26 protein-coding genes are annotated in these 24471 nt (G+C 45.4%); 11 read left to right on the forward strand and 15 right to left on the reverse strand.

The genetic code is table 11. The annotated features are described in order from the left end of the window. Window positions 1–378: 378 nt before the first annotated feature. Window positions 379–1530 carry an RNA-guided endonuclease InsQ/TnpB family protein gene (locus tag ACE1CD_RS24515; RefSeq protein ID WP_374826521.1) on the reverse strand — a complete coding sequence of 384 codons (1152 nt, stop codon included), beginning with the start codon at window positions 1528–1530 and terminating at the stop codon, window positions 379–381. Window positions 1531–1565: 35 nt separating this feature from the next. Here ACE1CD_RS24515 and ACE1CD_RS24520 point away from each other — a divergent pair, with 35 nt between their 5' ends. The 4 genes from ACE1CD_RS24520 (at window position 1566) to ACE1CD_RS24535 (ending at window position 5288) form a co-directional block, all read left to right on the forward strand. Beyond that, entirely contained in the window at window positions 1566–2954 is a 1389-nt protein-coding gene (locus ACE1CD_RS24520; protein ID WP_374826522.1) for a MurT ligase domain-containing protein, read from the forward strand. A 9-nt stretch (window positions 2955–2963) separates the two neighbouring features. Then, window positions 2964–3584, forward strand: coding sequence for an SH3 domain-containing protein (locus ACE1CD_RS24525; RefSeq protein WP_374826523.1), 621 nt, complete (start codon window positions 2964–2966; stop codon window positions 3582–3584). A 96-nt stretch (window positions 3585–3680) separates the two neighbouring features. After that, window positions 3681–4487 carry a type 1 glutamine amidotransferase gene (locus ACE1CD_RS24530; protein ID WP_374826524.1) on the forward strand — a complete coding sequence of 269 codons (807 nt, stop codon included), beginning with the start codon at window positions 3681–3683 and terminating at the stop codon, window positions 4485–4487. Window positions 4488–4871: 384 nt separating this feature from the next. After that, a complete protein-coding gene (locus ACE1CD_RS24535) occupies window positions 4872–5288 on the forward strand; it encodes a hypothetical protein (RefSeq protein ID WP_374826525.1) in 417 nt (138 codons plus the stop codon). 210 nt (window positions 5289–5498) lie between these two features. Here ACE1CD_RS24535 and ACE1CD_RS24540 read toward each other — a convergent pair whose 3' ends face one another. Together ACE1CD_RS24540 and ACE1CD_RS24545 are read right to left on the reverse strand one after the other, a co-directional pair. Then, on the reverse strand, window positions 5499–5708 hold the full coding sequence (locus ACE1CD_RS24540; RefSeq protein WP_374826526.1) for a hypothetical protein: 210 nt from the start codon (window positions 5706–5708) through the stop codon (window positions 5499–5501). Next, window positions 5705–5983 (reverse strand): hypothetical protein, encoded by a 279-nt coding sequence (locus ACE1CD_RS24545; protein ID WP_374826527.1) that lies wholly within the window; start codon window positions 5981–5983, stop codon window positions 5705–5707. The genes ACE1CD_RS24540 and ACE1CD_RS24545 overlap by 4 nt, the downstream gene beginning before the upstream one ends. 208 nt (window positions 5984–6191) lie before the next feature. Between ACE1CD_RS24545 and ACE1CD_RS24550 the strand changes: the two genes are divergently transcribed. After that, window positions 6192–7016: a Uma2 family endonuclease gene (locus tag ACE1CD_RS24550; RefSeq protein ID WP_374826528.1), complete on the forward strand. Its 825-nt coding sequence runs from the start codon at window positions 6192–6194 to the stop codon at window positions 7014–7016. Between the two features lie 175 nt (window positions 7017–7191). On the opposite strand, the gene ACE1CD_RS24555 is transcribed toward ACE1CD_RS24550, so the two are convergent. Further along, window positions 7192–8988 (reverse strand): DUF3685 domain-containing protein, encoded by a 1797-nt coding sequence (locus ACE1CD_RS24555; RefSeq protein WP_374826529.1) that lies wholly within the window; start codon window positions 8986–8988, stop codon window positions 7192–7194. Between the two features lie 266 nt (window positions 8989–9254). On the opposite strand from ACE1CD_RS24555, the gene ACE1CD_RS24560 reads away from it, so the two are divergent. Continuing rightward, on the forward strand, window positions 9255–12485 hold the full coding sequence (locus ACE1CD_RS24560) for an NACHT domain-containing protein (RefSeq protein WP_374826530.1): 3231 nt from the start codon (window positions 9255–9257) through the stop codon (window positions 12483–12485). A gap of 117 nt (window positions 12486–12602) precedes the next feature. Here the strand turns inward: ACE1CD_RS24560 and ACE1CD_RS24565 are convergent, their stop codons facing one another. Both ACE1CD_RS24565 and ACE1CD_RS24570 read right to left on the reverse strand, forming a co-directional pair. Beyond that, complete coding sequence (locus ACE1CD_RS24565; RefSeq protein ID WP_374795828.1) at window positions 12603–13094, reverse strand: Fur family transcriptional regulator; 492 nt, start codon at window positions 13092–13094, stop codon at window positions 12603–12605. 41 nt (window positions 13095–13135) lie between these two features. Beyond that, on the reverse strand, window positions 13136–13303 hold the full coding sequence (locus ACE1CD_RS24570; RefSeq protein ID WP_374795827.1) for a hypothetical protein: 168 nt from the start codon (window positions 13301–13303) through the stop codon (window positions 13136–13138). 58 nt (window positions 13304–13361) lie between these two features. Between ACE1CD_RS24570 and ACE1CD_RS24575 the strand changes: the two genes are divergently transcribed. Further along, window positions 13362–13838, forward strand: coding sequence for a CRR6 family NdhI maturation factor (locus ACE1CD_RS24575; RefSeq protein ID WP_374795826.1), 477 nt, complete (start codon window positions 13362–13364; stop codon window positions 13836–13838). A gap of 31 nt (window positions 13839–13869) precedes the next feature. Here the strand turns inward: ACE1CD_RS24575 and ACE1CD_RS24580 are convergent, their stop codons facing one another. The 6 genes from ACE1CD_RS24580 to ACE1CD_RS24605 form a co-directional block, all read right to left on the reverse strand. Next, on the reverse strand, window positions 13870–14493 hold the full coding sequence (locus ACE1CD_RS24580; RefSeq protein ID WP_374826531.1) for a hypothetical protein: 624 nt from the start codon (window positions 14491–14493) through the stop codon (window positions 13870–13872). Then, window positions 14468–15142: a D-glycero-alpha-D-manno-heptose-1,7-bisphosphate 7-phosphatase gene (locus tag ACE1CD_RS24585; RefSeq protein ID WP_374795824.1), complete on the reverse strand. Its 675-nt coding sequence runs from the start codon at window positions 15140–15142 to the stop codon at window positions 14468–14470. Before ACE1CD_RS24585 ends, ACE1CD_RS24580 begins: the two co-directional genes overlap by 26 nt. Before the next feature lie 121 nt (window positions 15143–15263). Further along, window positions 15264–16223, reverse strand: a complete 960-nt coding sequence (locus tag ACE1CD_RS24590; RefSeq protein ID WP_374795823.1) for a glycosyltransferase family 9 protein — start codon at window positions 16221–16223, stop codon at window positions 15264–15266. Between the two features lie 151 nt (window positions 16224–16374). After that, entirely contained in the window at window positions 16375–16650 is a 276-nt protein-coding gene (locus tag ACE1CD_RS24595; RefSeq protein ID WP_374795822.1) for a hypothetical protein, read from the reverse strand. After that, window positions 16635–17204, reverse strand: a complete 570-nt coding sequence (locus tag ACE1CD_RS24600; protein ID WP_374795821.1) for a hypothetical protein — start codon at window positions 17202–17204, stop codon at window positions 16635–16637. Before ACE1CD_RS24600 ends, ACE1CD_RS24595 begins: the two co-directional genes overlap by 16 nt. A 13-nt stretch (window positions 17205–17217) precedes the next feature. Beyond that, window positions 17218–17559: a hypothetical protein gene (locus ACE1CD_RS24605; RefSeq protein ID WP_374795820.1), complete on the reverse strand. Its 342-nt coding sequence runs from the start codon at window positions 17557–17559 to the stop codon at window positions 17218–17220. A 123-nt stretch (window positions 17560–17682) separates the two neighbouring features. On the opposite strand from ACE1CD_RS24605, the gene ispD reads away from it, so the two are divergent. Then, window positions 17683–18366, forward strand: a complete 684-nt coding sequence (gene ispD, locus ACE1CD_RS24610; RefSeq protein WP_374796056.1) for a 2-C-methyl-D-erythritol 4-phosphate cytidylyltransferase — start codon at window positions 17683–17685, stop codon at window positions 18364–18366. A 43-nt stretch (window positions 18367–18409) separates the two neighbouring features. Here ispD and ACE1CD_RS24615 read toward each other — a convergent pair whose 3' ends face one another. Beyond that, window positions 18410–20113 carry an alpha/beta hydrolase gene (locus tag ACE1CD_RS24615; RefSeq protein ID WP_374795819.1) on the reverse strand — a complete coding sequence of 568 codons (1704 nt, stop codon included), beginning with the start codon at window positions 20111–20113 and terminating at the stop codon, window positions 18410–18412. A 341-nt stretch (window positions 20114–20454) separates the two neighbouring features. Beyond that, complete coding sequence (locus ACE1CD_RS24620) at window positions 20455–21591, reverse strand: tetratricopeptide repeat protein (protein WP_374795818.1); 1137 nt, start codon at window positions 21589–21591, stop codon at window positions 20455–20457. 109 nt (window positions 21592–21700) lie between these two features. Between ACE1CD_RS24620 and ACE1CD_RS24625 the strand changes: the two genes are divergently transcribed. Then, the gene (locus tag ACE1CD_RS24625) at window positions 21701–22030 is read left to right on the forward strand and encodes a YbjQ family protein (protein WP_190471646.1); all 330 of its coding nucleotides are present in this window, start codon (window positions 21701–21703) and stop codon (window positions 22028–22030) included. Between the two features lie 360 nt (window positions 22031–22390). Continuing rightward, entirely contained in the window at window positions 22391–23011 is a 621-nt protein-coding gene (locus tag ACE1CD_RS24630) for a hypothetical protein (protein ID WP_374795817.1), read from the forward strand. Window positions 23012–23084: 73 nt separating this feature from the next. Here ACE1CD_RS24630 and ACE1CD_RS24635 read toward each other — a convergent pair whose 3' ends face one another. Further along, window positions 23085–23543 (reverse strand): YbhB/YbcL family Raf kinase inhibitor-like protein, encoded by a 459-nt coding sequence (locus tag ACE1CD_RS24635; protein WP_374826532.1) that lies wholly within the window; start codon window positions 23541–23543, stop codon window positions 23085–23087. A gap of 87 nt (window positions 23544–23630) precedes the next feature. On the opposite strand from ACE1CD_RS24635, the gene ACE1CD_RS24640 reads away from it, so the two are divergent. After that, the gene (locus tag ACE1CD_RS24640) at window positions 23631–24359 is read left to right on the forward strand and encodes a Uma2 family endonuclease (protein ID WP_374826533.1); all 729 of its coding nucleotides are present in this window, start codon (window positions 23631–23633) and stop codon (window positions 24357–24359) included. Window positions 24360–24471 lie beyond the last annotated feature (112 nt).

Below are 24471 nucleotides of genomic sequence, written 5' to 3' on the forward strand. Positions count from 1 at the left end.
AAAAGTCAAAAGTCAAAAGTCAAAAGTCACTCATTAAGAATTTCTTCCTGCCCCCCTGCCCCCCTGCCCCCCTGCCCCCCTGCCCCCCTGCTCCCCCGCTCCCCCGCTCCCCCGCTCCCCCACTCCCCCGCTCCCCCACTCCCCCACTCCCCCACTCGCTCCAAACAAAGCCAGGTACGGTATAATTGCCGGCAGTCTTGGATTTGAATTGCGGTCAAGGCTGTGGGGACAACCCCTCGAAATTGACCTCAAGCAAACCCTGGCGGATTTTGCGGCTTTGTGGATTTGACATCCTCCCCGGCGTGAACGCACGGGGATTCCAAACATCACTGCTTGGGCTTTCTCTTTCCACGACTCGGCTTACATTGAGGAGTTTCCTCACTCCTTGCAGAGGTCGATGTCTCCAGAGACGTTTAACGTTCCCGTGTGCCCCACGGTACGAAGTCCTAACTCAAGTATGTTGATAGCGGCGTTCCAATCCCTATCCTGTACGTGCCCGCAATGAGGACATCTATGAGTACGTTCCGAGAGCGACTTTTTGACAACTTTCCCGCAGTTAGAGCAGTTCTGGCTTGTGTAGTGAGGTGGGACAGCGACTGTGACCACTCCAAAAACCTTACCGAAGTACTCCAACCAAGTGCGGAAGTTAGACCAGGCTGCATCAGAGATAGATTTGGACAGCTTGCTATTTTTCACCATATTACGCACCTGCAAGTCCTCATAAGCCACCAAGTCTTGAGACTGGACTACGCACCTTGCCAACTTCACGGCAAAGTCTTTACGCTGCCTACTTACCTTGAGGTGTTTTCTACTCAAGCGATTTCTCGCTTTGGCTCTGTTCTTAGAGCCTTTTTCAGTGTGAGAAAGTTTGCGTTGAAGTCGTTTAAGCGCCTTCTCAGACTTTCTCAGATGACGGGGATTTTCAACAGTTTGACCGTTGGAATCGGTGTAAAAGTGATTAAGCCCAACGTCCAGTCCAATAGTCTTTCCCGTGGGTTCCCTCTTCTCAATTCGTTCTTGGTCGATGCAAAATTGGACGTAGTACCCGTCAGCCCTACGAACAACCCGAACTCGTTTAATCTGCTTCAACTGATAAAAATGCAGGTCGCGGGTTCCCCACATCTTGAAACTTCCAGCTTCAAAGCCATCAGTGAAAGTGATAAACCTTCTGTCCTCAGACAGCTTCCAGCCACAGGTTTTGTATTCAACAGAACCATGCGTTTGATGTTTCTTGAATCGTGGGTATCCCTTCTTCGCTACTTTCTTTTTACAGTTGTCGTAGAACCGAGCGATAGCAGACCAAGCTCGTTCGGCAGAAGCTTGACGAGCCATAGAGTTGAGCTTGTTTGCCCAAGGGAACTCTTTGGCGAGAACCTTGCAATAAGCACTCAGTTCGTATCGTCCAATCTTCTGATTATCCATCCAGTATCTGATGCAAGAATTGCGAACGAATCTGGCAGTACGAATAGCTTCATCAAGCTGTTCGTACTGTTGCTTTTGTCCCTCAAGTTTTGCCTCAAATACCAGCATTTTACGTTGTTGTTTTGAGCATAAATAATTCTATCATGGATGAAGAATCAAGAAAAGTCCCCCTAGAAGGGGGAGGCTTTAAACCCAATTTTTCGGTAAATCAACTGCGACTAAGCTTGGCGGTGTCAGCTGCACGCGCAATTACGGCGGGAGTGAAGCTGCTGCGATTGGGTGCGGCGAGCGTTTTACCCGGATCGATCGCCAGTCGCATTCAGCCTCAAATATTGCCGATGCTGTGCAGTCAAGTCAAGCAAGGCGTTATTTTCATCGCGGGTACGAATGGCAAAACTACCACATCGTTGCTGTTGCGAACGATGTTGGAACGTCAGGGATGGCGGGTGGCGCACAATGCTACCGGTGCTAATTTGGTCAATGGGTTGATTACGGCGTTACTGGAAAATACCAATTTGGCAGGTAAACTTGCGGCTGATTACGCAATTCTAGAAATAGATGAAAATATTTTGCCGTTGGTTGTGCGTGCTTGTCAGCCGCGCATAATTTTATGTTTGAATTTGTTTCGAGATCAACTCGATCGCTATGGGGAAGTAGACACGATCAGTCGGCGGTGGCAGAAAGCGATCGCACCTTTATCTCCAGAAACTATAATTGTCGCAAATGCTGACGATCCGACTCTTTCTCATTTAGGTCAGCAATTGCCCCAGCGCGTGTTATTTTTTGGCTTAAACGAACCGGAATACTATCTTGATGAAATTCCGCACGCGGTTGATTCGATTTACTGTCCCAGTTGCGGTCATTCGCTAGATTATCGCGGCGTTTACCTGTCGCACCAAGGCGATTTTAGCTGCCCGAAATGCGGTTTTGCTAAGAGTAAACTGGATATTGATAGCAGAGAATGGCCGCAAATTTTAATTGGAGTTTACAATAAATATAACACGTTGGCAGCTACTTTAGTTGCCCAACAACTTGGTATAGACGATGGCACAATTCGCGATACAATCAAAAATTTCCAAGCCGCTTTTGGGCGCGCAGAGGAATTAGATGTTAATGGCAAGCGGGTGCGTATTTTATTATCGAAAAATCCCGTGGGGATGAACGAAACTATCCGCACGGTTAATGATATCAAACGTGGTGGTGGTGCGTCTACAACGTTGATGGTCTTGAATGACAGAACGCCTGACGGTACGGATGTATCTTGGATTTGGGATGTGGACACAGAAAAAATCGTAGCGTCCGGTGGTACGATCGTCGTGAGTGGCGATCGCGTTTATGATATGGCGCTGCGTTTGCGTTACAGTCAGAAGGATGAAAACAATGGCTGCAAGTTGATAGTTAAGGAAGATTTGCAAGATGCGATCGACACCGCACTTGCTCTCACGCCATCAGGTGAAACTTTACATATTCTACCAACTTATTCGGCTATGTTAGAAGTGCGGGGCTTGCTGACCGGACGTAAAATATTGTGAGGTTTGTGAATGAAAAGTTCTCTGTTTTTCCATATGCTGTTGGGGAGTATTTTCGGGTGGCAAAATCCCCACATCGTATCTATAGATATGACAAACAAGCAAGTAGCGGAAATTCCTGCCAACAACACAGATTTTGCCAAACTTTTCAACCACGATAACCATCAAGAAAAGCAAGTAGTTAACTCGCGCCGGAATTGTCAGGTTTATGCTTATACGATCGATACAGATCCGCAAGGATTGAATGTGCGATCGGCCCCCAATTCCTCTGCACGAGTAGTTAAAAAATTGCCTACCAATACTCCAGGCGTGTTTGTTGATATTACTGCTTCCCAAGGCAATTGGATGGAAATCAATAAAGCCGAAAGCGACAGCGGCACAACATTATTTCAAGGCAAAGGATGGGTTTATGCTTCCTTGTTAGGTACGACTACTCGCGGTTATGAAGCCAGAAGCGTTCCCGTTTATGCCAGTAACAATAATCGCAGCCGCGTTTTAGGTAGAATACCATCTAATCGGGAAGTAAAACTATTAAGTTGTAATGGAGAATGGGCTTATGTTAGCTATCAGCAACTGCAAGGATGGATAGCACGCATCGACCAATGTGGCAATCCCTTGACAACTTGTCCCTAATGGGGAGTGGGAGAGTGGGGGAGTGGGAGAGTGGGGGAGTGGGGGAGTGGGAGAGTGGGGAAGAAATAATCAACAATCAACAATCAACAATCAACAATGAACGATAAACAATTAACGATCGGCTGGTTATATCCTACACTGATGAGTACCTATGGCGATCGCGGTAACGTCATCTGCTTGCAGCAACGCGCTCAATGGCGAGGCTACAATGTAGAAGTGTTACCTCTCGACTTGCAATCAACCGCAGCAGACTTTCGCAAAATCGATTTATTAGTTGGTGGCGGCGCACAAGACAGACAGCAAGAAATCGTCATGCGGGATTTGCAAGGGAAGAAAGCCGAAGCGGTACGGGAGATAATAGAAGCTGGTATCCCCGGCGTGTTTACCTGCGGCGCACCGCAACTGTTGGGTCATTATTACGAACCGGCACTCGGTCAAAGAATAGAAGGTTTGGGATTATTTGATTTTGTCAGCAAACATCCGGGAATAGATGCGCGGCGGTGTATTGGCAATGTGGTTTTTGAGATAACTGCATCGCGTTTGGCGAAAGAATTAGAAGCGATGTTAGGTAAACCTGCGGTGATAATTGGATTTGAAAATCATGGGGGTAGAACTTATTTAGGAAAAGTAGAAGCGCTGGGAAAAGTGATAAGCGGTTACGGTAATAATGGTGAAGATGGGATGGAAGGTGCATTTTATCGAAATGCGATCGCAACCTATTCGCATGGCCCAGTTTTACCGAAGAATCCGTTTTTGGCAGATTGGTTAATTCAAACAGCTTTGCAACAAAAATATCAAACTTCTGTCTCTTTATCAGCCTTAGAGGATGACTTGGCAATGCAGGCGCGAGAAGCGATGTTTAAACGTTTGGGTGTTAACGAACCTGTTGCTGTTGGGAAATAGTAAGTGATATAGCTGTGCTACTACTACAGCATTTTTGACCCGAAAGAACCAAGTCCTCCTTTGAAACAAATATGTAGGGGCAAGCGTCTGATATATTTTGCGTAGAGGAATAAGGTTAATTATGCCGTGCCCCTACACAACCATATTCATGTATACGTAACAAATTGTTTCTTTTATCTATAACGATATAAGTGGGGTCTGTTAATGCGATGTAGCTCAAAAATTATTGAACCTCGTAAATATACTATGGACGAATGCCATATTATAGAGTTTTAATTTCTTTTAGAAGGAGTGCAATTCTTCTATTCTACCTTGATGTTTTCGATCTCATAGCTTTATGTTTACCCCCCCCCCAACAAAATCAAGGCTAAACTTGCAGCAACATTGATAAGTTTAATAGCGCTGACAAATCCGCAAATTTCTTTAGCTCAAACCCGTCCTAACAGCCGTCCTACTCCTACTAACCGTCCTGCTCCTGCACGACCAACGGCACGCAATGTAGTGCAAGCATATTTTGATGATATTACGAAACGAGGCAGTTCTGGAGTAGCTTATTGGTGTTCCAGCAGCAGTGATTTCGTGTCTACATTTTACGCTCCAAGAGCTTACAGGATTCTCAGTAGTTCCATATATGGAAACGGTGGCAGTTTCGTGGTGCAGTTAGAAGCTAGCAACCGAGGTGGTTCTCCAGTCATTGCTAATTGGAACGTTTACGTGGATAAAGAGAAAAGTCGAGAAGCTGCTAAAAAGCCCTGGTTGCCAGGAGGGTATTGCATCAAACTAATTTCCGAAGTGCGTTAGATAGGGCGTTACTAACAGCGGCATAGTTAAGACTTATGCTTGCATTGCTTGGCAAATTATAGCTGTAGGGGTAATTCATGAATTACCCCTACAGCCTGCTTAAAATCCAACATTGCATAAGTCTTGATAATGTAACGGTAGACATTGCCCACAATTGCTTCGGCGGTATTATAGATATTCTCTTCTTCAGAAAGGAGTAATTTGAAATTATCATTCAGATACTTTTTTCTGTGCTGCTATTCCGCTTTCTTCACGCGCCCGAAAAAATCTACGCCGCTGTTCGACCAAATCCATCGCCAATTTAGCATTCAGTTCATCTAAATCTAGAATATTAGCATCCATACGTTTCACCAATTCGCGCAGCTTGGCAATATGACGCGCTCTTGTTTCTGCATCGGGCATTCTAGGTTCATTGCTCATAGTAAATTAAAATCCCTCCTAATTTCAGCAACACTAGCTGCTATAGCATCTGCAATAGCCTCAGCTTCTTCTATATATCGGGCAAGTAATTCCAGACTAGCACGACTTGCCAAAGGTTGAGCGGGATAAATTTGCCTTAATGTGGTATGCAGACGCGACTCATAGGAATCTGCTCGCTCTCTGGCATTCTGGAGTTGAGCAAAATAGTCTATTGTCTCCTGGGCTTCACCAAACCGCTCAAAAATTGCGAACTCTGTCGCAGTCACATCGTCCATAAGTTCTAACAATTGTCGCTGCAAATTCAAAACCCTTGTAATTGTCTCATATGATAATTTAGCCAGATGTCACCATATATCAATTAATATTATTACCGTCGCTATAACACAATATCATAAACTAAAAAATAAAAATATTGATGTTTCAAAATCGGATATTTTGCTAATATAAATATATTGACGCACTCACCAAAATTAGGATAGTGCTATGTCAGTTGAGGCGACGCAAGAAATAGTGCCGGAAACATCAGTGGTTGATACTTGGGAACCTCCCATGCCGCCCACTGATTTAATATTTGATGATGGTGAACCCTTGGAGAGCAACCGCCACCGTATTGCCATGAATGTGTTGATTCGATCGCTCCAACAAGCATGGCGCGATCGCAACGACTTCTACACAGGCGGCAATATGTTTATTTATTACAGCAGCACACAAGCGCGTAACCGCGACTTTCGCGGGCCAGATTTCTTTGCCGTACTCGATGTTGACGGTACGCGAGAACGCCAAGGCTGGGTAGTCTGGGAAGAAGAAGGTCGTTACCCAGATGTCATCGTGGAACTGATGTCATCTTCAACTGCTGAAGTTGACACAGGACGTAAAAAAGATATTTACGAACGGATATTTAGAACGCGAGATTATTTCGTTTATGACCCGTTCGACCCCGAATCGTTGCAAGGTTGGCGTTTAGATACTAACCTGCGTTATGAGCGATCGATCGCAAATGACCAAGGTTGGCTGTGGTGCGAAACGCTAAACTTTTGGTTAGGAACTTGGCAGGGAACAATAGACCGAGAGACTGCCATCTGGCTGCGTTTTTACGATTCGGAAGGCAATCTCGTCCTATTACCGGAGGAAGCTGCCCAGCAACAAGCCGAAGCTGCCCAGCAACAAGCTGAAGCTGCCCAGCAACAAGCTGAAGCCGAACGCGAACGTGCCGATGCTGCCCAGCAGCAAGCCGAAGCCGAACGTCAACGTGCCGAACGTTTAGCCGCCCGCTTACGAGAGTTGGGCGAAGATCCCAATTCAGTTTGAGAATTGACATACTCCCCCACTAATTCGGAGTACCGAATATATTGGGGGATTCCCAAGAATCCTTAGTTCGCAGTTCATCGAGCCATTGGGGGTACTCATCTTCGATTCGATATATCCCCCTCGGTTATAACGGGAGCCTTCTGCCGACATTAAGGTAAGGTGGGCATTGCCCACCCTACTTGCGATCGCTATTTTTTCCTACCCGACTTTCTTGCAAAGAATTACCGATCCCTTCCAGAATTCCGCGCCCAATTAAGCCGATACCTCGTCCTATTACCTGAGTCAGCACGTAAACAACGCCGCTACCGACAAAGGCAACAACTCCACGCAGACGAGGTGCGATCGCATCTCTTGTTTCTAACGCCAATGTCACCGCCAATTGTATGCGGGAAAGTTGTCTCAGTTCTGCCACACGGGAAGCATAAATAGAAACTTTCTTAATCCCGATACCGTTAAAAACAAATAAATTATATCTGCTTTCAAAAATAGCTGCGGGAGCGCCAATATACTTTTCTAAATTATATTTCCAAGACAAATCGTTCCGAAAGCGTTCGATTTCTCGGGTTGAAATGAGTTTTCGGTCATAAAAATTCTGCTTAATTGCCTCTACATCGGCAAAATGATTCAACAGTGGCTGGACAATGGCGTTGCTAACTTGTATAATTAAATTTTGCAACAGTAATTCTGCCCTCGCCATTGCTTCCGGCGTTCCCACAGAGTAAGAAGCATTATCAATTATCAAAGGCGTGTCAAAGATCAGATGAGAAAATAAATCGACAACCAACGGTATTTTATTCAAAATTTCCGTCTGGACAATTTCAGAATCTTGCCATATAATATTAACAAGTTCTAAATCCCGGCCTTGCACGCGCAGGGTGTAGTATTTACCAAAGAAATCTGCGGTTGCATTCTGCCAAAAATCTTTTAGGATAGCCGATCGCAGTTCGGGTAGTTGACTCGGCTGAACTTGGGAAAAGCGCAGATCCTCTAATAAATCATCTAACTTTTGCAAAACCAAAACAAGCAATTCCCGCTTTTTTTGCTCTCGGAAAATATCGATTTCCAAAGGAACGTTAGTAAGGTTTTGCAAGCTATATTGGATGGAGGCGTAAGTATTCTCAAACAGCTGCGATCGCCTGTTTGTCAGAGAATGAGAGCGTTTTGAGGAATGAGGAATGAGATGGGAGTCAAAGAACTCCTCCGCCCTTCTGTCTCTCTGCTCCTCTGCTTCTCTGGTTACCCGCGCAATGTCGATCGGCGTCATAGATGCGATCGCCACAGATTGTCCTAAGAGCTTATTTACCAACCAGCGGGATGCCCTGAGTTCGCGCTGCCTTCCGGCCAGGATAGCTCGGTCTAACACAGACAATCTACCATTTTGCAATTCCTCGGTCACTTCAGCTAGGGCAGCTTCTATTTGCCGCAGTCCAGACAAGCGAATATTACTCAACAGAGTTGGCAGCAAACCTGTTTGAGATTCCAATTGAGGATTTGCTGTACTTGGGACAGAAGCTTCCATAATTTCCGGAGGCCAAGAGGCTTCACCAGCCGCCACCTGACGAATAGTATCTACCAATTGCGAAACAGGACAACCTTTGGGGCAATAACCCTCGACACCCAACTGCCGTGCTGCTGCCAGCAAGACAGGCTCTAAAAATGAACTCAGTACCAAAATCGGCAATTCGGGGTAAACGGTTTTTAGCTGCTGACAAAGTTCTAACCCGGAGATTTCCGCCCCAGGTAGACGACCCAAGCCTAAATCTAAAATTACCAAATCGACGGAGGGCCGATCGTTTTGGAGAATCTGCAAAGCATCCGGTGCTGACTGCGCTTCGGCGATAGCTTGCAGGTCGGGAAACTGACCCAGGACAACCAGCAAACCGGCACGGAAGATGGGGTCATCGTCAATTAGCAGGATATGGAGTGGCCCTTTTGGGCTAAAGTTCAAAACTGGTTTCGCCAGATCGCTCATGGTGGTTCAATTGTTAACAAATGGCAGGGTATTGGCGACTAATGTTGTAAGCAATCTTCCTAAATTGGTAACTAATAAGTGGTAGATGTTAGGTATTAAGTTAACAAACAAACAATCGCCTCTTGGCAAATCGTCTTTTTTCATGCGTTTTAACATATGTTAGCGACCAGTCACCACATAAAACAGCCAGATCCCGATCGTTCCCACCCAAAAACTTGGCTGATAATGACCATAGGGAGCCGTTTCAGAGTAGCTGTAGAGGTGAGATGAGCTTAAGCATTAGGCAGTGGCTGACGGAACACAATATTATAATTGCTCAGCTACAGATAGCAGGAGCCCAAACCGCAGGCGTTGCCTTCCGCATTGTTCGGGACATGGAAGTCAAGAGCCTGACGCCTTTTGATATCAGTCCGTTAGCAGAACTTTTGGAACTGCCGTTAGATGTTCTATGGCAGTACATCCAGCCAGTTTCCCATCTGAGTGTGGAACTGCTGCGAATTTTGAGCCGCAAGAAACCGCTCAAACGCAACGAAGGAACCTGGATAGCTTTTCAAATTGCCTATGTCAAGTCTTTCCAAAAAGTTTTACAGCAAGAATTCGCACTCAAAAGAGCTTGGATAGAGCGGGCTAATATACCAACTTACGACACGGCAGATCCGAGTAGATCGATCGCCCTAGCCGACCCCCAGCTGCAAGCACTGCTGAAAACCCTACGACCGGGCAGACTTTCCGACACCCAAGCTGAACAGGCGCTTTCTTCCATCGGCGAATCTTTGCTGGTCGGGCAGATGAACAATTTGACGAGCGCTTGGTTTGTCAGCAACGGCGTTGATGAAATTGCCGCCAAATCGATCGTACAGCGTTTGGTTCATGCCCTCCCAGGCTATTTGTTAGCCGTAGTAGCCGAAAATGCCCTGCCGTTAGCTCAATTGCAGAGATTTGTTCGCCTGGGTAACTTGAGCAACAACAGCTTGGCCAATCAAATTCTTAGCGATGACGATACTGTAGCGCTAGATGCCGAAAACTCCCCTCCCGCGTCAGCTTGGGAACAGGCGCTGTCTGCGGCTACGCCTAACCTTATCGATCTCAACCGGGAAAACTATCGGGCCAATCTCATGCAAGCCCTTAGCGAACCGATATTGGGAGAATTGTTTGCCCTTAAAGATTTATATGTCCCTCTCAAGGTATTACCAATTGAAGAAGGAGAAACCAGAAGAAGGGTAGAATGGCGAACTCCGACTTTCCCCTCCTCCCCAGCCCAATTCCCCGTTTCCGCCCCGACCACACCAGTCGATTTAATGGAATGGGCAACCCATCAACTGTCATCTCCAGAAAGCGTCGCCGTCATCACGGGTGACACCGGAGCTGGCAAAACCAGTTTCTGCCAAATCTGGGCAACGAAAATAGCCCAAGAAAGTTACCCTTCCTGGATGCCTGTATTTATTCGGCTGCGAGACGCGACTTTGGGCAAAACTCTGGAAGAAACGCTGGATAGTGCCTTGGAGGGGGCAAAATTTACTTGTGCCGATGGTTGGCTGTCACCTTTACACCCTCCTTGTTTGTTAATTCTGGACGGGCTGGAGGAATTGCCCCGCGCCCCTGGTGTTGAGCGACAATTTTCTGCGTTTCTCGATCGCGTGCTAAACTTTCAGCTGCGATATGCTGGGGCATCCGGACGCCCGCGCCACAAAATTGTCATAACTTGCCGTTCCGAGTTATTCAGTCACTTAGGTTACAGTCTGCCAGCTTCATTCCGGGTAATGGCAATCCAACCTTTAGATCAGGAGCAACTCAAACAGTGGTTCAAGAATTGGTCTAAACTCCAACCGAAATCGATCGCGCAATCTTACTTTAACTTCCTCAAGCAAAGTGGGGTTTTTCGCCAATTACCGGAAGTTAAGGATTTGACGGTTCTCGTCCATCAACCCCTAACGCTTCTGATCTTGGGAATTTTGTATCGCTGCGGACGACTGGATGAAAGGATCTTTCCCTTGCGGGGTTCTCAAATCAGGTTTGAAATTTACGATCGACTTTGCCGGTGGCTGTTGGGTGAAACATGGGACGGTATCTCAGCTAGCGATAGCCTGTCGATTTCCGTTCGAGAAGGTTTGCCCAATAGCGGTCGCACTCCAGAAGCGATCGCATCTTTGCTGGAGGGTCGGTCTGTCCAACAAGTTCGCCAACAAATGCAGGTCGCGGCTCTGAGCTTACTGCAAAGCGGTCGCAACTGCTGCACGGAAAGCGCCGTTTCTACCCGTTTGGCGAGCGAATTTTCGGAGGGTGCTGCTATTTCCGGCTTACCTGCTTTTTACTTTCGCAGATGGGATCGCAGCAAAGCAGGTCATGTGGTGAGCAATTTTTCTGCCTCGCTTTCCCATTCCGCCAAACTTTCTTTTTTTCATCCCAAGTTGGGAGAATACTTTTGCGCCGAAGCTTTAGCCGAAAAGTTGAAATCTTTGGCTCGCAGAGTGGCGGATGCTTACGGGGAAGTTATCTTTGCGATCGACTCGCCTTCTCGCGTCGCCCAACATATTTATAGTTTATTGGGTTACGGCATAGTTTCGGCTGAAATAGAAGAACTGATCGTTGAGCGCCTGCGGCGAGAAGAAGCTCGCGATCGCACATCGTTTTCTTTTGCAGTTTTGTTGGAACGGCTTAATAGTTTCTGGAATGCTTACTGTCGAGGGCGATGGTTAGATGAAGGGTTGGCTCACACAGCACGCTCTGGTTTACAATCTTTGGGCAATTCCCTCAATGTCCTGCAAATTGATGCAGCTGTGGGACTCAATCTTTTTCAGTTGCTGTGTGCTTGTCACCGAGAAGCACAAATTCCTTTTTCTCCTTGTGGGGAAGCACAAGTTCCAGAGGAATTCGATGCCGATCGACTGCTTACTTTAATCGGTCGCACAGCGGTTTTATCGCCAGATACTTTCTGGGAGCGATCGAGAGGCAGTTTGATCTCCTTGAATTTATCTAAAACTTGTTTAAATGATGCTGTGCTGCCAGGGGCTAACTTCTGGAAGACAAATTTCTTTGGCGCTGATTTAGCGGGTGTCAATTTTGCTGGCGCAAATCTTCAGGAAACTAACTTATCTTGGACAAATCTTACCGATGCTAATCTTTCCGGTGCTAATCTTTCTGCCGCTAAGCTGGAAGGAGCTAATTTGACAGGTGCCAATCTCTTGGGCGCAAATCTCCAGTTAGTCAGTCTCACTAATGCTTGTCTGTTTGAAGCTCAGTTGGATGAAGCTGCTAAAGATTTGGCGGAAAAAAGTGGTGCCCTATTTTCTTTACAAGAGTATACAGCTTGTCAGCAAGCTCTCGCTTCTCTGGAAAGCAGCACCAGGCAAACACCAACGATTGCGAAAAACATCATAGTCAATCAAACTGATGATGCTGACTCGACTCTACTTCTGATCGAGCGTAGCGAAGGCGCAACTGACGACAGCAACCAAAGCGGTATGGATAGTAATAATGATGAGACTATGTTTCTATGAACTACTCCGGCTATGCTTTAGGCAGCCGATTCCCCATAAATCACTAATGCCTAATGATTAATTCCTCCTGAAAAAATCACCATTCGGCATTATTAGGCATTAGCCATTAGCGAATAACTATTGCTGGTTTGATTTGGCATCCCCTATGCGATAACCGTAAAAATTAATGCTGTAATCGGTAATTTTCACTCCCGTTTGTTGTTCAATTTGCTTGAGCAAATCTTCAGGAAGTTCTACGTATACATCCAAAATTTGGTTTGTATCCATGCAATTGACGTGGCTGTGGGAATCGCTGATATTGCCGTACAGACGACCGTCCGAGCGCTCAACGCACTCGATAATTCCTTGTGCCGATAGAGCTTCCAAGTTTTGATAAACAGAGGTATGACCGATATTTTTACCCAGCAAATTGAGGCGGTTATAAATTTCGCGGGCAGATAAGTGTTCTTGCGCTTGCCAAAGTAATTCTAATATAAATCGACGCTGACGGCTCAAGCGCATTCCCATTGTTTGACATTTTTCTAGGGCATCTTCTAAAGAACGGATTGGCTTAGTAGCAATCTGAGTGGAAGCTTGCTCCGATTCTCGCCGAATCACTTGATTTTCCATAGTTAAGTCTCTTGATTTCTATTGCTAAGTTTCTAATATGTTTAGATTTTAACTTCGGTACTATCTTCGGGGTTAGGGCATTCGGGATAGGTAGGAACTAGGTTTAGTGCATCTGCTGGCATCCAGCGCGATCGCCAAACGTCACAGTAACATATTCCTGGCCACCGCCCCGGAGAAGTTTGCAGGCTTGGCAAATTTGGTGTTTGCAACCTTTTCTCCATTAAAATAAACTCATTACCACTTTAGCTTAAATAAAAAGATTGTTCAATGACTATTGCGATCGCTGTCAACTCCGACCATCTCAACAACTTGGATCTCTCCCCTGCCCAAAGAGTTATTGAAAATTTGCTGCAAGAAGGGGCGATCGCATCTAGCGAACAGCAGTTACGCTTTGAGATTAACTACACTCGCGAAGAAACAGATCCGCGAGAGATCTCGGAAATTCCGGAAGTGCGGCTGTGGTTTGTCAGACTGGACGCTCGCTATCCCTGGTTGCCGTTTTTACTGGATTGGAAAGCTGGCGAACTAGCCCGTTACGCGGCAATGCTTGTGCCGCACCAGTTCAATCGCAAAGATGGCATCCAGTACAATCCAGAAGCCTTAGAAATCTTCGTGATGGCAAAGTTATTTGTCTTAACGGATTGGATGAAAAATCATGGGGTGGAAAGTCGATCGCGTTTAAAGTCAATGGCTCAGATGTTCGGCTACGAACTGGATGATGGCTTATTCGACTTGCTGAATTAGCAGGCGCAAACGAGGGAAGCAGAAAAAAAACTCAACAAATTCTTTGTAGAGTTTCCACACCCAAAGTTGATTTACCCAGATAGGCCCAACGACCTTGGGCTAAGTCGCCCTGAATTTTGTAATCAAGACAGTACACATTGCCCTCTCCCCAGCCAACAACCAACCAATCACGCACGCGCAAGCCAACACCCTGATATTCAACTCCCATTGACCACAAAATTTGATAAGTATCGCTCAACTTACTAATATTCAGGGTGCCTTCATAATCGCCCAGATTGGAAATAGTTCCCCTGACTTGGTAAGAACCTTCCAATTCGTTAGGTGTGCCGCCGACAGCTTTTTCCGTGTCGATCGCACCTTTGTTAGAAGGGGTAATCCACCTGCAATCTAGGGTACCGTCGCCATTAATTTTGTAAAGCGAAACGCCGTAGGTGTTATCTGGGCCACAAGCAGCAAAAAGACGATCGTCCTCAAAAAACGCCAACCCTGAGTAATCACCCAACGTAGTCAACCAGGATATGCTGTAAATCTTACCCATAGGAAGGATTTGCACAGTGCCGGAATAAGGTGTGTCATTAGAGCTTCTGGCGGCAGTGATAGTCCAAGTGCCTTGTGGCCCGATTTTGGCTTTAGGGTTGTTTAGGGTGGTGTTCATTTTCTAGCTTTGACGATCGCACTACTTCTAAGTTACCCATCTGCTGCAAAATCCAATCAACCGCCCTTGCCAAGTCTGTCGCCACATAATCCGGTTTGGTGTGGTGCTGGTACTTACCGCCCAAGACGCTTTCCCCAAATCCCGTTTGCACCAAAATCCCGCAACAACCAGTATTGTGAGCCATATCCACATCGGTTGCCTTATCGCCGACGACGAAACTCTGGTTTAAATCTAGGTCATGTTCCCAAGCAGCTGCCACCAGCATACCGGTATTCGGTTTGCGCCAGCTACTCCACCGGGTAAATTCTCGATTCGTTCCTCCTTCCGGCGGACTGAGATAGGGGCAGTAATAGAGGGCATCTAATTTTGCCCCAGCTTCAGTTGCTAACAGCTGGCAAAGGCGGCGGTGCAATGCTTCTACATGATCGATCGGGTAATAGCCCCGTGCTGGGCCAGACTGGTTAGAAACCAAACAACAAAATATTTGTCGATCGTTTAAGCGACGCACGGCTTCAGCCACACCTGGTATGAGATGCAGGTCTTCTACGTTGTGAATGTAACCTGCCTCAATATTGAGGACGCCATCTCGATCTAGAAATACGGCTGGTTTAGCAGATTTTAGATTTGGGATTTGGGATTTGGGATTCAAGATTTTCTCGGTGTTTGGTTTTGGACTTGAGACGATCGGGAGATCGCTAATCCCAATCTAAAATCTAAAATTGCTCAGCCAGCGCACAATTTGTCAACAAATGTTGAGGTTGGTGTAGATTTCACCCACCCCAAACTTTTTGTAGAACTTCTTTTGGCGAGATATCTGCCATTTTACCTGTGGGGGATTTGATGCCGAGAACGCGATCGCTCTGGGGCAGCAATTTTTTCGGGTCTGTGGAGCCAAACAAAGCAATGGTATAAGTTTGAACTGCAACAGCCAAGTGCATGGCGGTACTATCGGTACACAGCATCAAATTCGCACCGGCGATCGTTGCGGCCAATTTGCCGATATCCCCCGGTGCGGTTACCTTGAGATGAGAGGAAGATTGCAACAGCTGGCTGACAAGCTGGATATCTTCCGCTCCTTGAATTAGGACGATCGGCATATCCGGTTGACGTTGCTGGCATTCTTGAATAATCTGCTGCCAGTTTCTGACTGGGTAAATGTTGTCAATACCCTTGTCTTGTGACATTTGGCTGGCACCTGCGTCGATGAGGATGTAGCCGCTTTCGTTGATTCCCAAACGTTTTTGTTCGGCTTCTGCCCACTGAATGTCTTGTTTTGGTAAGTTGATCGTTAAGTCGGGACAAGGCGTACTAATACCCAATCCTTGCAGCAGGTCGTGGTACATCCAAGCAGCGTACTGCTCGGTTTTGAGGGGAACGGAGTCGGTGAGAAAAGTTGTACCGAGGGCGCTGTAGCCAACTCGCTTGGGAATTCCCGTCATCCAAAGCAATAGACTTACTTGCCAACTTTTTTCCAAGCAAAGGGCTACATCGTACTCGCGATCGCGAATCGTACCCAGTATGTTGCCCCAATCTGCTAAACTGTTGCGATCTTTGAAGTCGTAGGGAATCGTTTCGCTAACTGACCTGCATACCCGGTACGCGCTCCTAGACCGAGGTTCCACAACCACGTCAATGTCGGCTTCCGGATAGTTACGCTTGAGGTCGTCCAGGGTCGGAAAAAACAGAATCTGGTCGCCAATCCCGCCAGGAACTAGGGCTACTACTCGCATAATCGTTACGTATAGGCTGATCCGCTCCTCATTTTAGTGGAATATACTCATAGTGCAAAATTAGCTAATAATTTACAAAGGTTTGTGCATTTATTAATTCGCGCATCTATCATGAGGCGTCCTATGGAAAGCAAATGGTAGATGTGGAAAATTATCGGTTTTTGTCGATGGTGACGCTGACTTTCCCCAAACCTTCGTCTCGGCTCAAATTCACTGCATAGCTCATTACCAATCCGGAAAGCTTGTTATCGTTTATACAAATGCGTTCGCCTACGGGCAGGCCGAAAATAGCGACATCGTAGCGCAGACCGCGATCGTTGAATACTGCCAGGGTGCGATCGCGCAGATTTTCATGGCGGGCTGTCACTAGCACGACTTTATCGAGATCGGAAATTTGCGTCCAGAATTCCACTACTCCGGGCAGCAATTCGTCATCGCCTTGCAAGTGCGCTGATATTTACTCAGCGCATCTAGCGTTCCTATTTCATAAACATCATCCAGAAAAACAACATCAAATTGCATACGCTGTTTTGCCAACCAACGGACGCATTCTCCACTCGCTGGGATGTCACCCAGACAGCGCCTATTCTGGAACATAAAAAAACCGGCAATTCCTCGCTCTGATGATGGTTCTTCTTGACAAACATTTGTGTCGCTGTATGACCATCGACATTTAAAAGAGCGACTCAACCCGATGACATTTCGATCGGTAATTTCTATATCGGGAATTTTTTCAAATAGCAAATCGCTCCAAATTAGCAGGAATGGAACATCGTCGTCCGGTAACAAAGTCAAAGCTTCTTTGACTCCACCCAATGTACCTTTTTCCTTGGCGCGAATCAATTTTACAGGTACGCTGGGTACGATCGTGTCTAAATATTTTTCCAGAACTTCGTATAGACGATCGCCGATCGTAATAAAGTTTGTCTGCGGGAAGCGATCGAACAAATGATACAGCAATGGTTTACCAGATACAGACACCAAGCACTTTGGCTTATTTAACGTCAGATTGCCTAATATAATAGCTATTGCTAACCCTTACTGCGTTGTATTTTTTGATTATTTCGCTCTCTTTTTGCAGGTACTCGCGATCGTATATGGCAGTGTCTTTTGGGTAAAACTCAGGTCTTTTGGCAATGATTTTCCAGCCATTGCGTAACCAAGGCTCTACTCTTCCCAAAAACGAACGAATTTCAAATCCCATCTCACCTCCGAATGGAGGTAAGACTTTTGAATACAAATTTTTCGTTACGCTATGTGCTAATAATTCTTCATCTTTGGTGGATTTTTTAATAAGGCTAGCTAAAATACTGAGGAGTATATCGCGTTTTGTCATAGGATTTTTTGCAGTTTAAAGGAGTTTGAAATTTTAGGATAATTAGTAACTAGCCGGATTATAATTAGTCTATTATAAAAAAGCAAAAAATGGCAACAATTCTTGGAACAAAGTGAGGGTGGTGTGCATTTATTGATTCCGGCAGCGGGTATGGGGCGTCGTATGGGAAGCGATCGCAATAAACTTCTCTTGACCCTTTTAAGCAAACCTTTAATTGCGTGGACGCTTTTGGCGGTCGAATCATCTAGTATCGACTGGATTGGTATCGTGTGTCAACCAGAGGATCTGCCAGATTTGAAAGCTATTGTGGCAGAACTGTCTCTAAGTAAGCCAATACAGTTCATTCAGGGGGGTACAACGCGCCAAGAGTCAGTTTACAACGGTTTGCAGGCGCTACCGCCAGATGCCGATCGAGTATTGATTCACGATGGCGCGAGGTGTTTGGCGACACCTGATTTGCTAGATCGATGTGCGTCGGCGCTTTTACAGCATCAAGGTTTGATTGCGGCGGTGCCGGTGAAGGATACGATCAAAATTGTCGATGATGCTAAGTTTATCAAAGATACGCCCGATCGCCGCAACTTGTGGGCAGCCCAAACTCCGCAAGGATTTGATGTGCAGTTGTTGAAGGAATGTCACGAAAAAGGGCGTCAACTGGGATGGGAAGTCACAGATGACGCCGCTTTGTTTGAAAAGTGCGATTTATCGGTGTTAATTGTGGAAGGCGAGGAAACGAATCTGAAGGTGACGACGCCAGTAGATTTAGCGATCGCCGAATTTATTTTGCGTCAGCGGTTGGGGAAATAGGATATATGGCAGAAGAGGAAAGAGAGAAAGGTCGATTTTGAATTTAATCTTGACTTGCTAAAAAGCGAATCGAGGAATTTTCAATGATTTTCTCAATTTCTGCCTCGATTCCCTTTTTATTCAAATCGGTTGCCAGCAGTAAATTCAGAATTGCAAAAGATGGCGTGTGCTTTTGGAAGTAGCCACCGTGCAAGTCAACGCCAGCCAGATTGCCGAAAATAATATTGCCAAGATCGATCGCCAGTCCGTTGTAACTATTGAGAGGCAACTTCATGAAATTAACGCCGCCTCGATTATCTGCCACTTTCATTTCCGAACAATCCAAGTAATTCAACTTGTCAAATAATTCCAAATCGGCTTTAGGTTGTTTAAGTTTTTGGGAATTGAATAGGATACGGATACAAGGTTCCGGTTTATCTTCTCCCTGTTTGGGTAAGTAAACATTTCCCAACCGCAAACCAGACATGGGAATACTCGGTTCGCTAAACCAATTGCCAACTGTGGAAAGGTAACGCAATACGATATCGCGATCGCTCGACATTAAATAAATTTGCTCGCTGCAATTAAACGCAGTGCGAAGATAATTATTTCGTCCTTGACGCAGCAATTCCAGCGGCACATCCGGGGAAGCCAAAATTAACTTATCTAATTGGAAATGTTCGCCAAACTTGTTGGGTTTTTCTTCATCGTAGCGGAAATGATAGCGTAAGAGGCTGATTGCGTTCAGAACTACAAAGCCACCCATGCTATGACCGATGATATTAATTTGAAGCGGTTGCAAAACCGCTGATTTAGTTAACTTGTAAAGGCCCCGATCCAGACGCGAAAAAAATTCTGCCAAATCGGGTATACCATAGTAAATAGCTCTTGTGCGATCGCCTTGGTAAGCTACTTCTCGCAACAGGTAGAAAGCCAATGACCAAAACACAAAAACAAAGCTAATTAACCCAATCCATTGGGGCTGTAAACTGAAAAATTGCCAGCTAAATAACCATTTTAAAGTTTGCAATAATCCATTGCTTAAGCTGCCAATAATGATAGAGCTAACGCTCAGCACTAGAGCAAACTTAAAATAAATATCGGAAGTTTTACTAACTTTTTTCAGCCAATCAAACCAAGTGCCAAAAATAGCCAGAGGTGCTTCGCTAGGCCAATTATATCCAATATAGATATGTTTGTTCGCTGCGACATTTTTTAAGTTGTTAACTTCTCGGTAAAAGCCATCATAAAATCCCTCTGATGAAGTGCCATAGCCGTGAGTTCGCAAGGTTAAACGTTTGATGTCATTATCTTTGATGATAACAGCTAATTCATCGACATTAAATAAAGGACGAAATCGCTCCAATGGGGGAATATTAGACTTAACATCATCAGCAGTTATTCGACTCACAACTAAAAAAGCATTGGAATTTTCTTGGCAGATAAAAATTTCAAAATTACGCCCGACTGATTGCCTAAATTTTTGATTTTTCCAGTCATTGAGAGTATTAATTACATATTCTTCATCCACAGTTTTTTCAAAGCAAAGATATTGCTCTAAATCGCATTCTGTTCGCAAACTATTAGCTATCTTTTCCTCAGAGTCTAACTGATGAGCTAATTGTACTATTCTCGCCTTTGTCCATCGGTCAGAAAAGGGTGGGGTAGTTTCTACAATGTCTTGCAACCAGTTTCGATCGCTTTCTCCACGTCCATCTTCCTTCCAAGCAAAAGGTAACGTTTCTTGGTATTGACGTTCGATACGCATAACTATTTACTCCTCTGGTAATAAATAGGCAAGCAAAACTGCTTAAGTACGTATTTCCGCGAGCCTAACGAGAAAACAGGAATTTTGTGAAAATGGGTAGATTGTCGAGCGAACGAGTAAGTGCAAATACTGATAAATTGGTGTTGTCGGCTCGAGCGCCCTGAAGTCAGTTCAGTGAATTAACTGAGATAGCTACGCCTACTATTGATGTTAATCAATATTAATACGGTATTGCCTCACACATTTGTGCGATCGCAATTCAAAAGCTGATGTGCATTTTGGATGCAGATCAGCCCGAATCAGAGATCTATGGTGTAACCGTAGGGTGAGCATTGCCCACCCTACTGCTGTTGCAGTCCCCGCACAGCAGCTTCTGCCTTCTGTACTCCGCGATCGTTATTTTGACGGCGATAGAGGTTGATGGCTTGGTTAAAAGCTTCGATCGCTTCTTCTTTTTTCCCCCATCTACTGAAGGCTACACCTAAATTAAACTGTGCGGTTGGTTCTTCTGGAGCTACTTTAGAGAAACGACGATAAGCGGCAACTGCTTGCTGGAGTTGCTCCTGCTCCAGCAAAATATCCCCGATGGCAGCGTGTGCTTCTGCTAATTTGGAATCTAGATCCGCAGCCCGCTGATAAGCTGCTAAAGCGGCTTCCAGATTTTTTTGAGAGCGTCGAATCCTGCCAATTTGCAGATGAATCTGTGCATTGCGCGGTTCCAGTTTAGCTGCTCGTTCCAAAGCAGTCAGTGCGCCATTTTGGTTGCCTTGTGCTAGGTACGCGGTAGCTAAATTAAACTGCAAATTGCTGTTGTTCGGCTCTAGGGTAACAGCCCGCTGTAGCACATTAATAGCGTCTTGATAGCGCTTCTGTTGCAACAGAATCGTAGCCATCGAAGCCCGAATTTCTACACTTTTAGGATCGAGACGGATAGCTTGTTCGTAAGTTCGCATCGCGCCCTGATAGTCTCCCTGGCGCATCAGAACCACTCCCAATCCCAGGTAAGCTTTGACGTGATTGCGATTGAGTTGCGTGACCCGTCGATAGGCAGCAGCGGCTCCCTGGTTGTCTCCGGCGCTGGCAAGGGCGTATCCGAGAGCGTAATGAAATTCTGCATTGTTGCCTTCGAGTGCTACAGCCTGTCTATAGGCATTAGCTGCTTCCTGGTAATTGCCTTGACGTGCTTGTAAATATCCCATCGCAGAATAAATACGGGCATTTTTGCTATCTAAGCTGGCTGCTTGTTGATAAATTGCTAAAGCACGCCCAAATCTTCCATCTTCTACTAACGATCGCGCATCGTCTAGGAGTCTTTTCAGCTCGTCGTTTTCAGGAAGCTGATAGGTAGGAGCGTTATCGTAGTCTTCATCAGCTTGGGCAATTGGCGGTGTACTTACCGCAATCCCTCCCAATAGCAGGAGACTGGTTAAGAACAGAATTTGCTTTTGCACGGTAGATTTTCCTTGTGTTTCTGCCATTACGAGAGTGCTACTATTGGTTTGATATTGGATCGGGATGAATTCCATATGGGAACTGGCTGATTATAATAACCTTAAATGTGTAATTTTATAACCAAGACAAGAAAAAATGATTGTCACAACAACTGATGTCGTGCAGGGAGCCGAAATTCAGGCTTATTTAGGTATTGTGACTGCTGAAGTAGTATATGGCACTAACGTACTGCGCGATTTCTTCGCTAGTATTCGCGATGTCATCGGTGGACGTACAGGTAGCTACGAGAGGGTGTTCGAGCAAGGACAGCGGGAAGCTATAGCCGAACTGGAAAAACGAGCTCAGCGTCTGGGAGCTAATGCGATCGTCGGTATTGAAGTAGACACTGGCACAATTAACGTTGACCAAAGCGGTGTCTTGCTGCTGATCACTGCGATCGGCACCGCCGTAAAACTGCGTTCGTAGAACTATAAGGAAGTAGTCTTTTTGGCGATTCATCTAAGGTTAGCTGAGAGGAATTAAGTTTTAACAGCCGATCGCCTTCAGCTAATTAACAAATACTTTTATCGATAAATAAATATTGATTCATCTACACTTGAAAAAGTTTAAATTTTTACGGATATACTTAAATAATTAAGTATTTATTACTCCCGATCTTCAAAAATTTCAGGTTTTTATTATATCTCCATCTTTTGATAGACCCGGCGATTCCTTCCAGTGGTAGAGATATCAAACATAAATTTGACTCTAAATTAAGCTCAAGGGTGATTAGCACTAAGATAACTCAGCTGGAAGGGATGAGGGGAATAAAGGAGGAAATAAAATATGGCATACGGTAATCGACCGGCAGATGTAGTAGATCCTGTAGTAGGAAATCGCATCGTTGAGTATCACGATCGCGTTAGGTGGGGCCCGATTATTTCCGGTCTTTTAGTTGCGTTAACTACTCAATTAATTTTGAGTGCTTTGGGAGCTGCGATCGGTTTGAGCAGCCTTGCCAGCTCTGGCGCACCCAGATCCAACGCAGATGATGTTGGTCTTGGTGTAGGAATTTGGTCAATTATCAGTTTGTTAATAGGCTTATTTGTTGGCGGTTGGGTGACATCGCGTGCCAGCGGCCCGATGAACCGCAATACAGCTCTTCTCAATGGTGCTATTCTCTGGGCAACTGCTTTAATTATTGGCTCTTGGCTGTTAGCAAATGGTGTAGTAGGTACTTTTGGAATTGCGGCATCCAATGCGGGAGAAGTAATTAACCAAGCTCAACAAGGGGGAATCAACGTACCGAATCGGGCTCCAAACGTAAGCGCACAGCAAGCACGCGATATTGCTGGCAATGCGGCTAGAGTGGGTTGGTCGTTTGTGTTCGGTTCTTTATTGGGTTTGGTAGCGTCGATGATCGGTGCATCTATTGGAGCCCGCAATTACAATCGTACTTATCAATAAAAATGTGAAGCGATCGTAGTTCTTTTTAGCACCTTAAAAAAGGTGCTTTTTTGTGATTTCGCAATAGAAAAAATTAACGCTGTCGCGAATATCGTCCGATTAGTTCTGCTGCTGCGAGAATATGACCGTTCATTGCAGCTTCCAATTGTTCTTTAGTCGCACCCGACGCCAATTCTAAATATCGGTCTAAAGCGTATAATTTGAAAAAGTAACGGTGCGTGCCGCTAGGCGGACAAGGGCCACCATAACCCAATTTACCAAAATCATTTTTACCGTGAGTGCCCCCACTTGCCAGCGTTGCGTCGTTGGGAACTGCTTCCGGTAAGCTTGTGATTTCAGGAGGTAAATCGTAAAGAACCCAATGCACAAAAATTCCCATCGGTGCATCGGGGTCATCGACAATTAAAGCCAGACTTTGCGTTCCCGTCGGTGGTGCATCCCACTTCAGGGGTGGCGAAAAATCTTGGCGATCGCAAGTATATTTGGCTGGAATCGTGCCATTGGCGGAAAAAGCATCACTTTCAAGTTTCATAGTTTTAACGTTTGCTTTTAATTGAGATTCTAAAGAAGCCAAGGATACAATAAGACAACAACCTCAAACCAACTCAGGTATAACAGAATGGTACAACAATTGCCAACTGATACCACACCAACTATTATCTACCCCGAAAGCGACGGTCAAGCAATGGCAGACAACACCAAACAATTTCGCTGGATCGTGGTAATTAAAGAAAATTTAGAATTATTGTTTGCTGATGACCCGAATGTGTTTGTCGCAGGTGATTTGCTTTGGTATCCGGTGGAAGGAGATAACAAAACTCGGCAAGCACCAGATGCAATGGTTGTGTTTGGCAGACCAAAAGGCGATCGAGGTTCTTACAAACAATGGGAAGAAGATAATATTGCGCCGCAAGTGGTGTTTGAAATATTATCGCCTGGTAATCGTCTGAAAGCAATGGCGCATAAATTGAAATTCTATGAACGCTATGGCGTGGAAGAATATTATGTTTATGAGCCAGATGATGTTGAATTAATTGGTTGGTTGCGTTCTGAAAATCAGTTAGAATTAATTGACGAAACAAACGGTTGGGTGAGTCCGCGTTTGGGAGTAAGATTTGAAATGACACCTGATAATTTGGAAATTTTTACGCCTTCAGGAGAAAAGTTTCTAACCTTTGTGGAACTAGCGCAATTGAAGGAACAGGAAAAACAGCGTGCGGAACAGGAAAAGCAACGTGCAGAACAGGAAAAACAACGTGCTGATGAAGCAGAGAGACAGTTAGAGGCGGAAAGGCAGCGTTATCAAGCTTTGGAGGCGTTGTTGAGGGAAAGAGGGATTGAGTTGTAGGGGTTGTGAGGAGGAGGTGCGATCCAATTTTTGGTACGTAGCTGAGCTTTAGCGAACTTATTACACGTGTAATAAGAGCGATAAAGCGCAACTACATACCTTTATGTAAATA

The organism is Aerosakkonema sp. BLCC-F183 (genome assembly GCF_041929145.1).
Classification (GTDB): Bacteria; Cyanobacteriota; Cyanobacteriia; order Cyanobacteriales; family Aerosakkonemataceae; genus Aerosakkonema.

What these genes read in the sequence shown, in the direction of transcription:
- ACE1CD_RS24515 (WP_374826521.1), bottom strand. Translation starts at nt 1,530, where the DNA reads ATGCTGGTATTTGAGGCAAAACTTGAGGGACAAAAGCAACAGTACGAA.
- ACE1CD_RS24520 (WP_374826522.1), top strand. Translation starts at nt 1,566, where the DNA reads ATGGATGAAGAATCAAGAAAAGTCCCCCTAGAAGGGGGAGGCTTTAAA.
- ACE1CD_RS24525 (WP_374826523.1), top strand. Translation starts at nt 2,964, where the DNA reads ATGAAAAGTTCTCTGTTTTTCCATATGCTGTTGGGGAGTATTTTCGGG.
- ACE1CD_RS24530 (WP_374826524.1), top strand. Translation starts at nt 3,681, where the DNA reads ATGAACGATAAACAATTAACGATCGGCTGGTTATATCCTACACTGATG.
- ACE1CD_RS24540 (WP_374826526.1), bottom strand. Translation starts at nt 5,708, where the DNA reads ATGAGCAATGAACCTAGAATGCCCGATGCAGAAACAAGAGCGCGTCAT.
- ACE1CD_RS24545 (WP_374826527.1), bottom strand. Translation starts at nt 5,983, where the DNA reads ATGGACGATGTGACTGCGACAGAGTTCGCAATTTTTGAGCGGTTTGGT.
- ACE1CD_RS24550 (WP_374826528.1), top strand. Translation starts at nt 6,192, where the DNA reads ATGTCAGTTGAGGCGACGCAAGAAATAGTGCCGGAAACATCAGTGGTT.
- ACE1CD_RS24555 (WP_374826529.1), bottom strand. Translation starts at nt 8,988, where the DNA reads ATGAGCGATCTGGCGAAACCAGTTTTGAACTTTAGCCCAAAAGGGCCA.
- ACE1CD_RS24560 (WP_374826530.1), top strand. Translation starts at nt 9,255, where the DNA reads ATGAGCTTAAGCATTAGGCAGTGGCTGACGGAACACAATATTATAATT.
- ACE1CD_RS24565 (WP_374795828.1), bottom strand. Translation starts at nt 13,094, where the DNA reads ATGGAAAATCAAGTGATTCGGCGAGAATCGGAGCAAGCTTCCACTCAG.
- ACE1CD_RS24575 (WP_374795826.1), top strand. Translation starts at nt 13,362, where the DNA reads ATGACTATTGCGATCGCTGTCAACTCCGACCATCTCAACAACTTGGAT.
- ACE1CD_RS24580 (WP_374826531.1), bottom strand. Translation starts at nt 14,493, where the DNA reads ATGAACACCACCCTAAACAACCCTAAAGCCAAAATCGGGCCACAAGGC.
- ACE1CD_RS24590 (WP_374795823.1), bottom strand. Translation starts at nt 16,223, where the DNA reads ATGCGAGTAGTAGCCCTAGTTCCTGGCGGGATTGGCGACCAGATTCTG.
- ACE1CD_RS24605 (WP_374795820.1), bottom strand. Translation starts at nt 17,559, where the DNA reads ATGACAAAACGCGATATACTCCTCAGTATTTTAGCTAGCCTTATTAAA.
- ACE1CD_RS24615 (WP_374795819.1), bottom strand. Translation starts at nt 20,113, where the DNA reads ATGCGTATCGAACGTCAATACCAAGAAACGTTACCTTTTGCTTGGAAG.
- ACE1CD_RS24620 (WP_374795818.1), bottom strand. Translation starts at nt 21,591, where the DNA reads ATGGCAGAAACACAAGGAAAATCTACCGTGCAAAAGCAAATTCTGTTC.
- ACE1CD_RS24625 (WP_190471646.1), top strand. Translation starts at nt 21,701, where the DNA reads ATGATTGTCACAACAACTGATGTCGTGCAGGGAGCCGAAATTCAGGCT.
- ACE1CD_RS24630 (WP_374795817.1), top strand. Translation starts at nt 22,391, where the DNA reads ATGGCATACGGTAATCGACCGGCAGATGTAGTAGATCCTGTAGTAGGA.
- ACE1CD_RS24635 (WP_374826532.1), bottom strand. Translation starts at nt 23,543, where the DNA reads ATGAAACTTGAAAGTGATGCTTTTTCCGCCAATGGCACGATTCCAGCC.
- ACE1CD_RS24640 (WP_374826533.1), top strand. Translation starts at nt 23,631, where the DNA reads ATGGTACAACAATTGCCAACTGATACCACACCAACTATTATCTACCCC.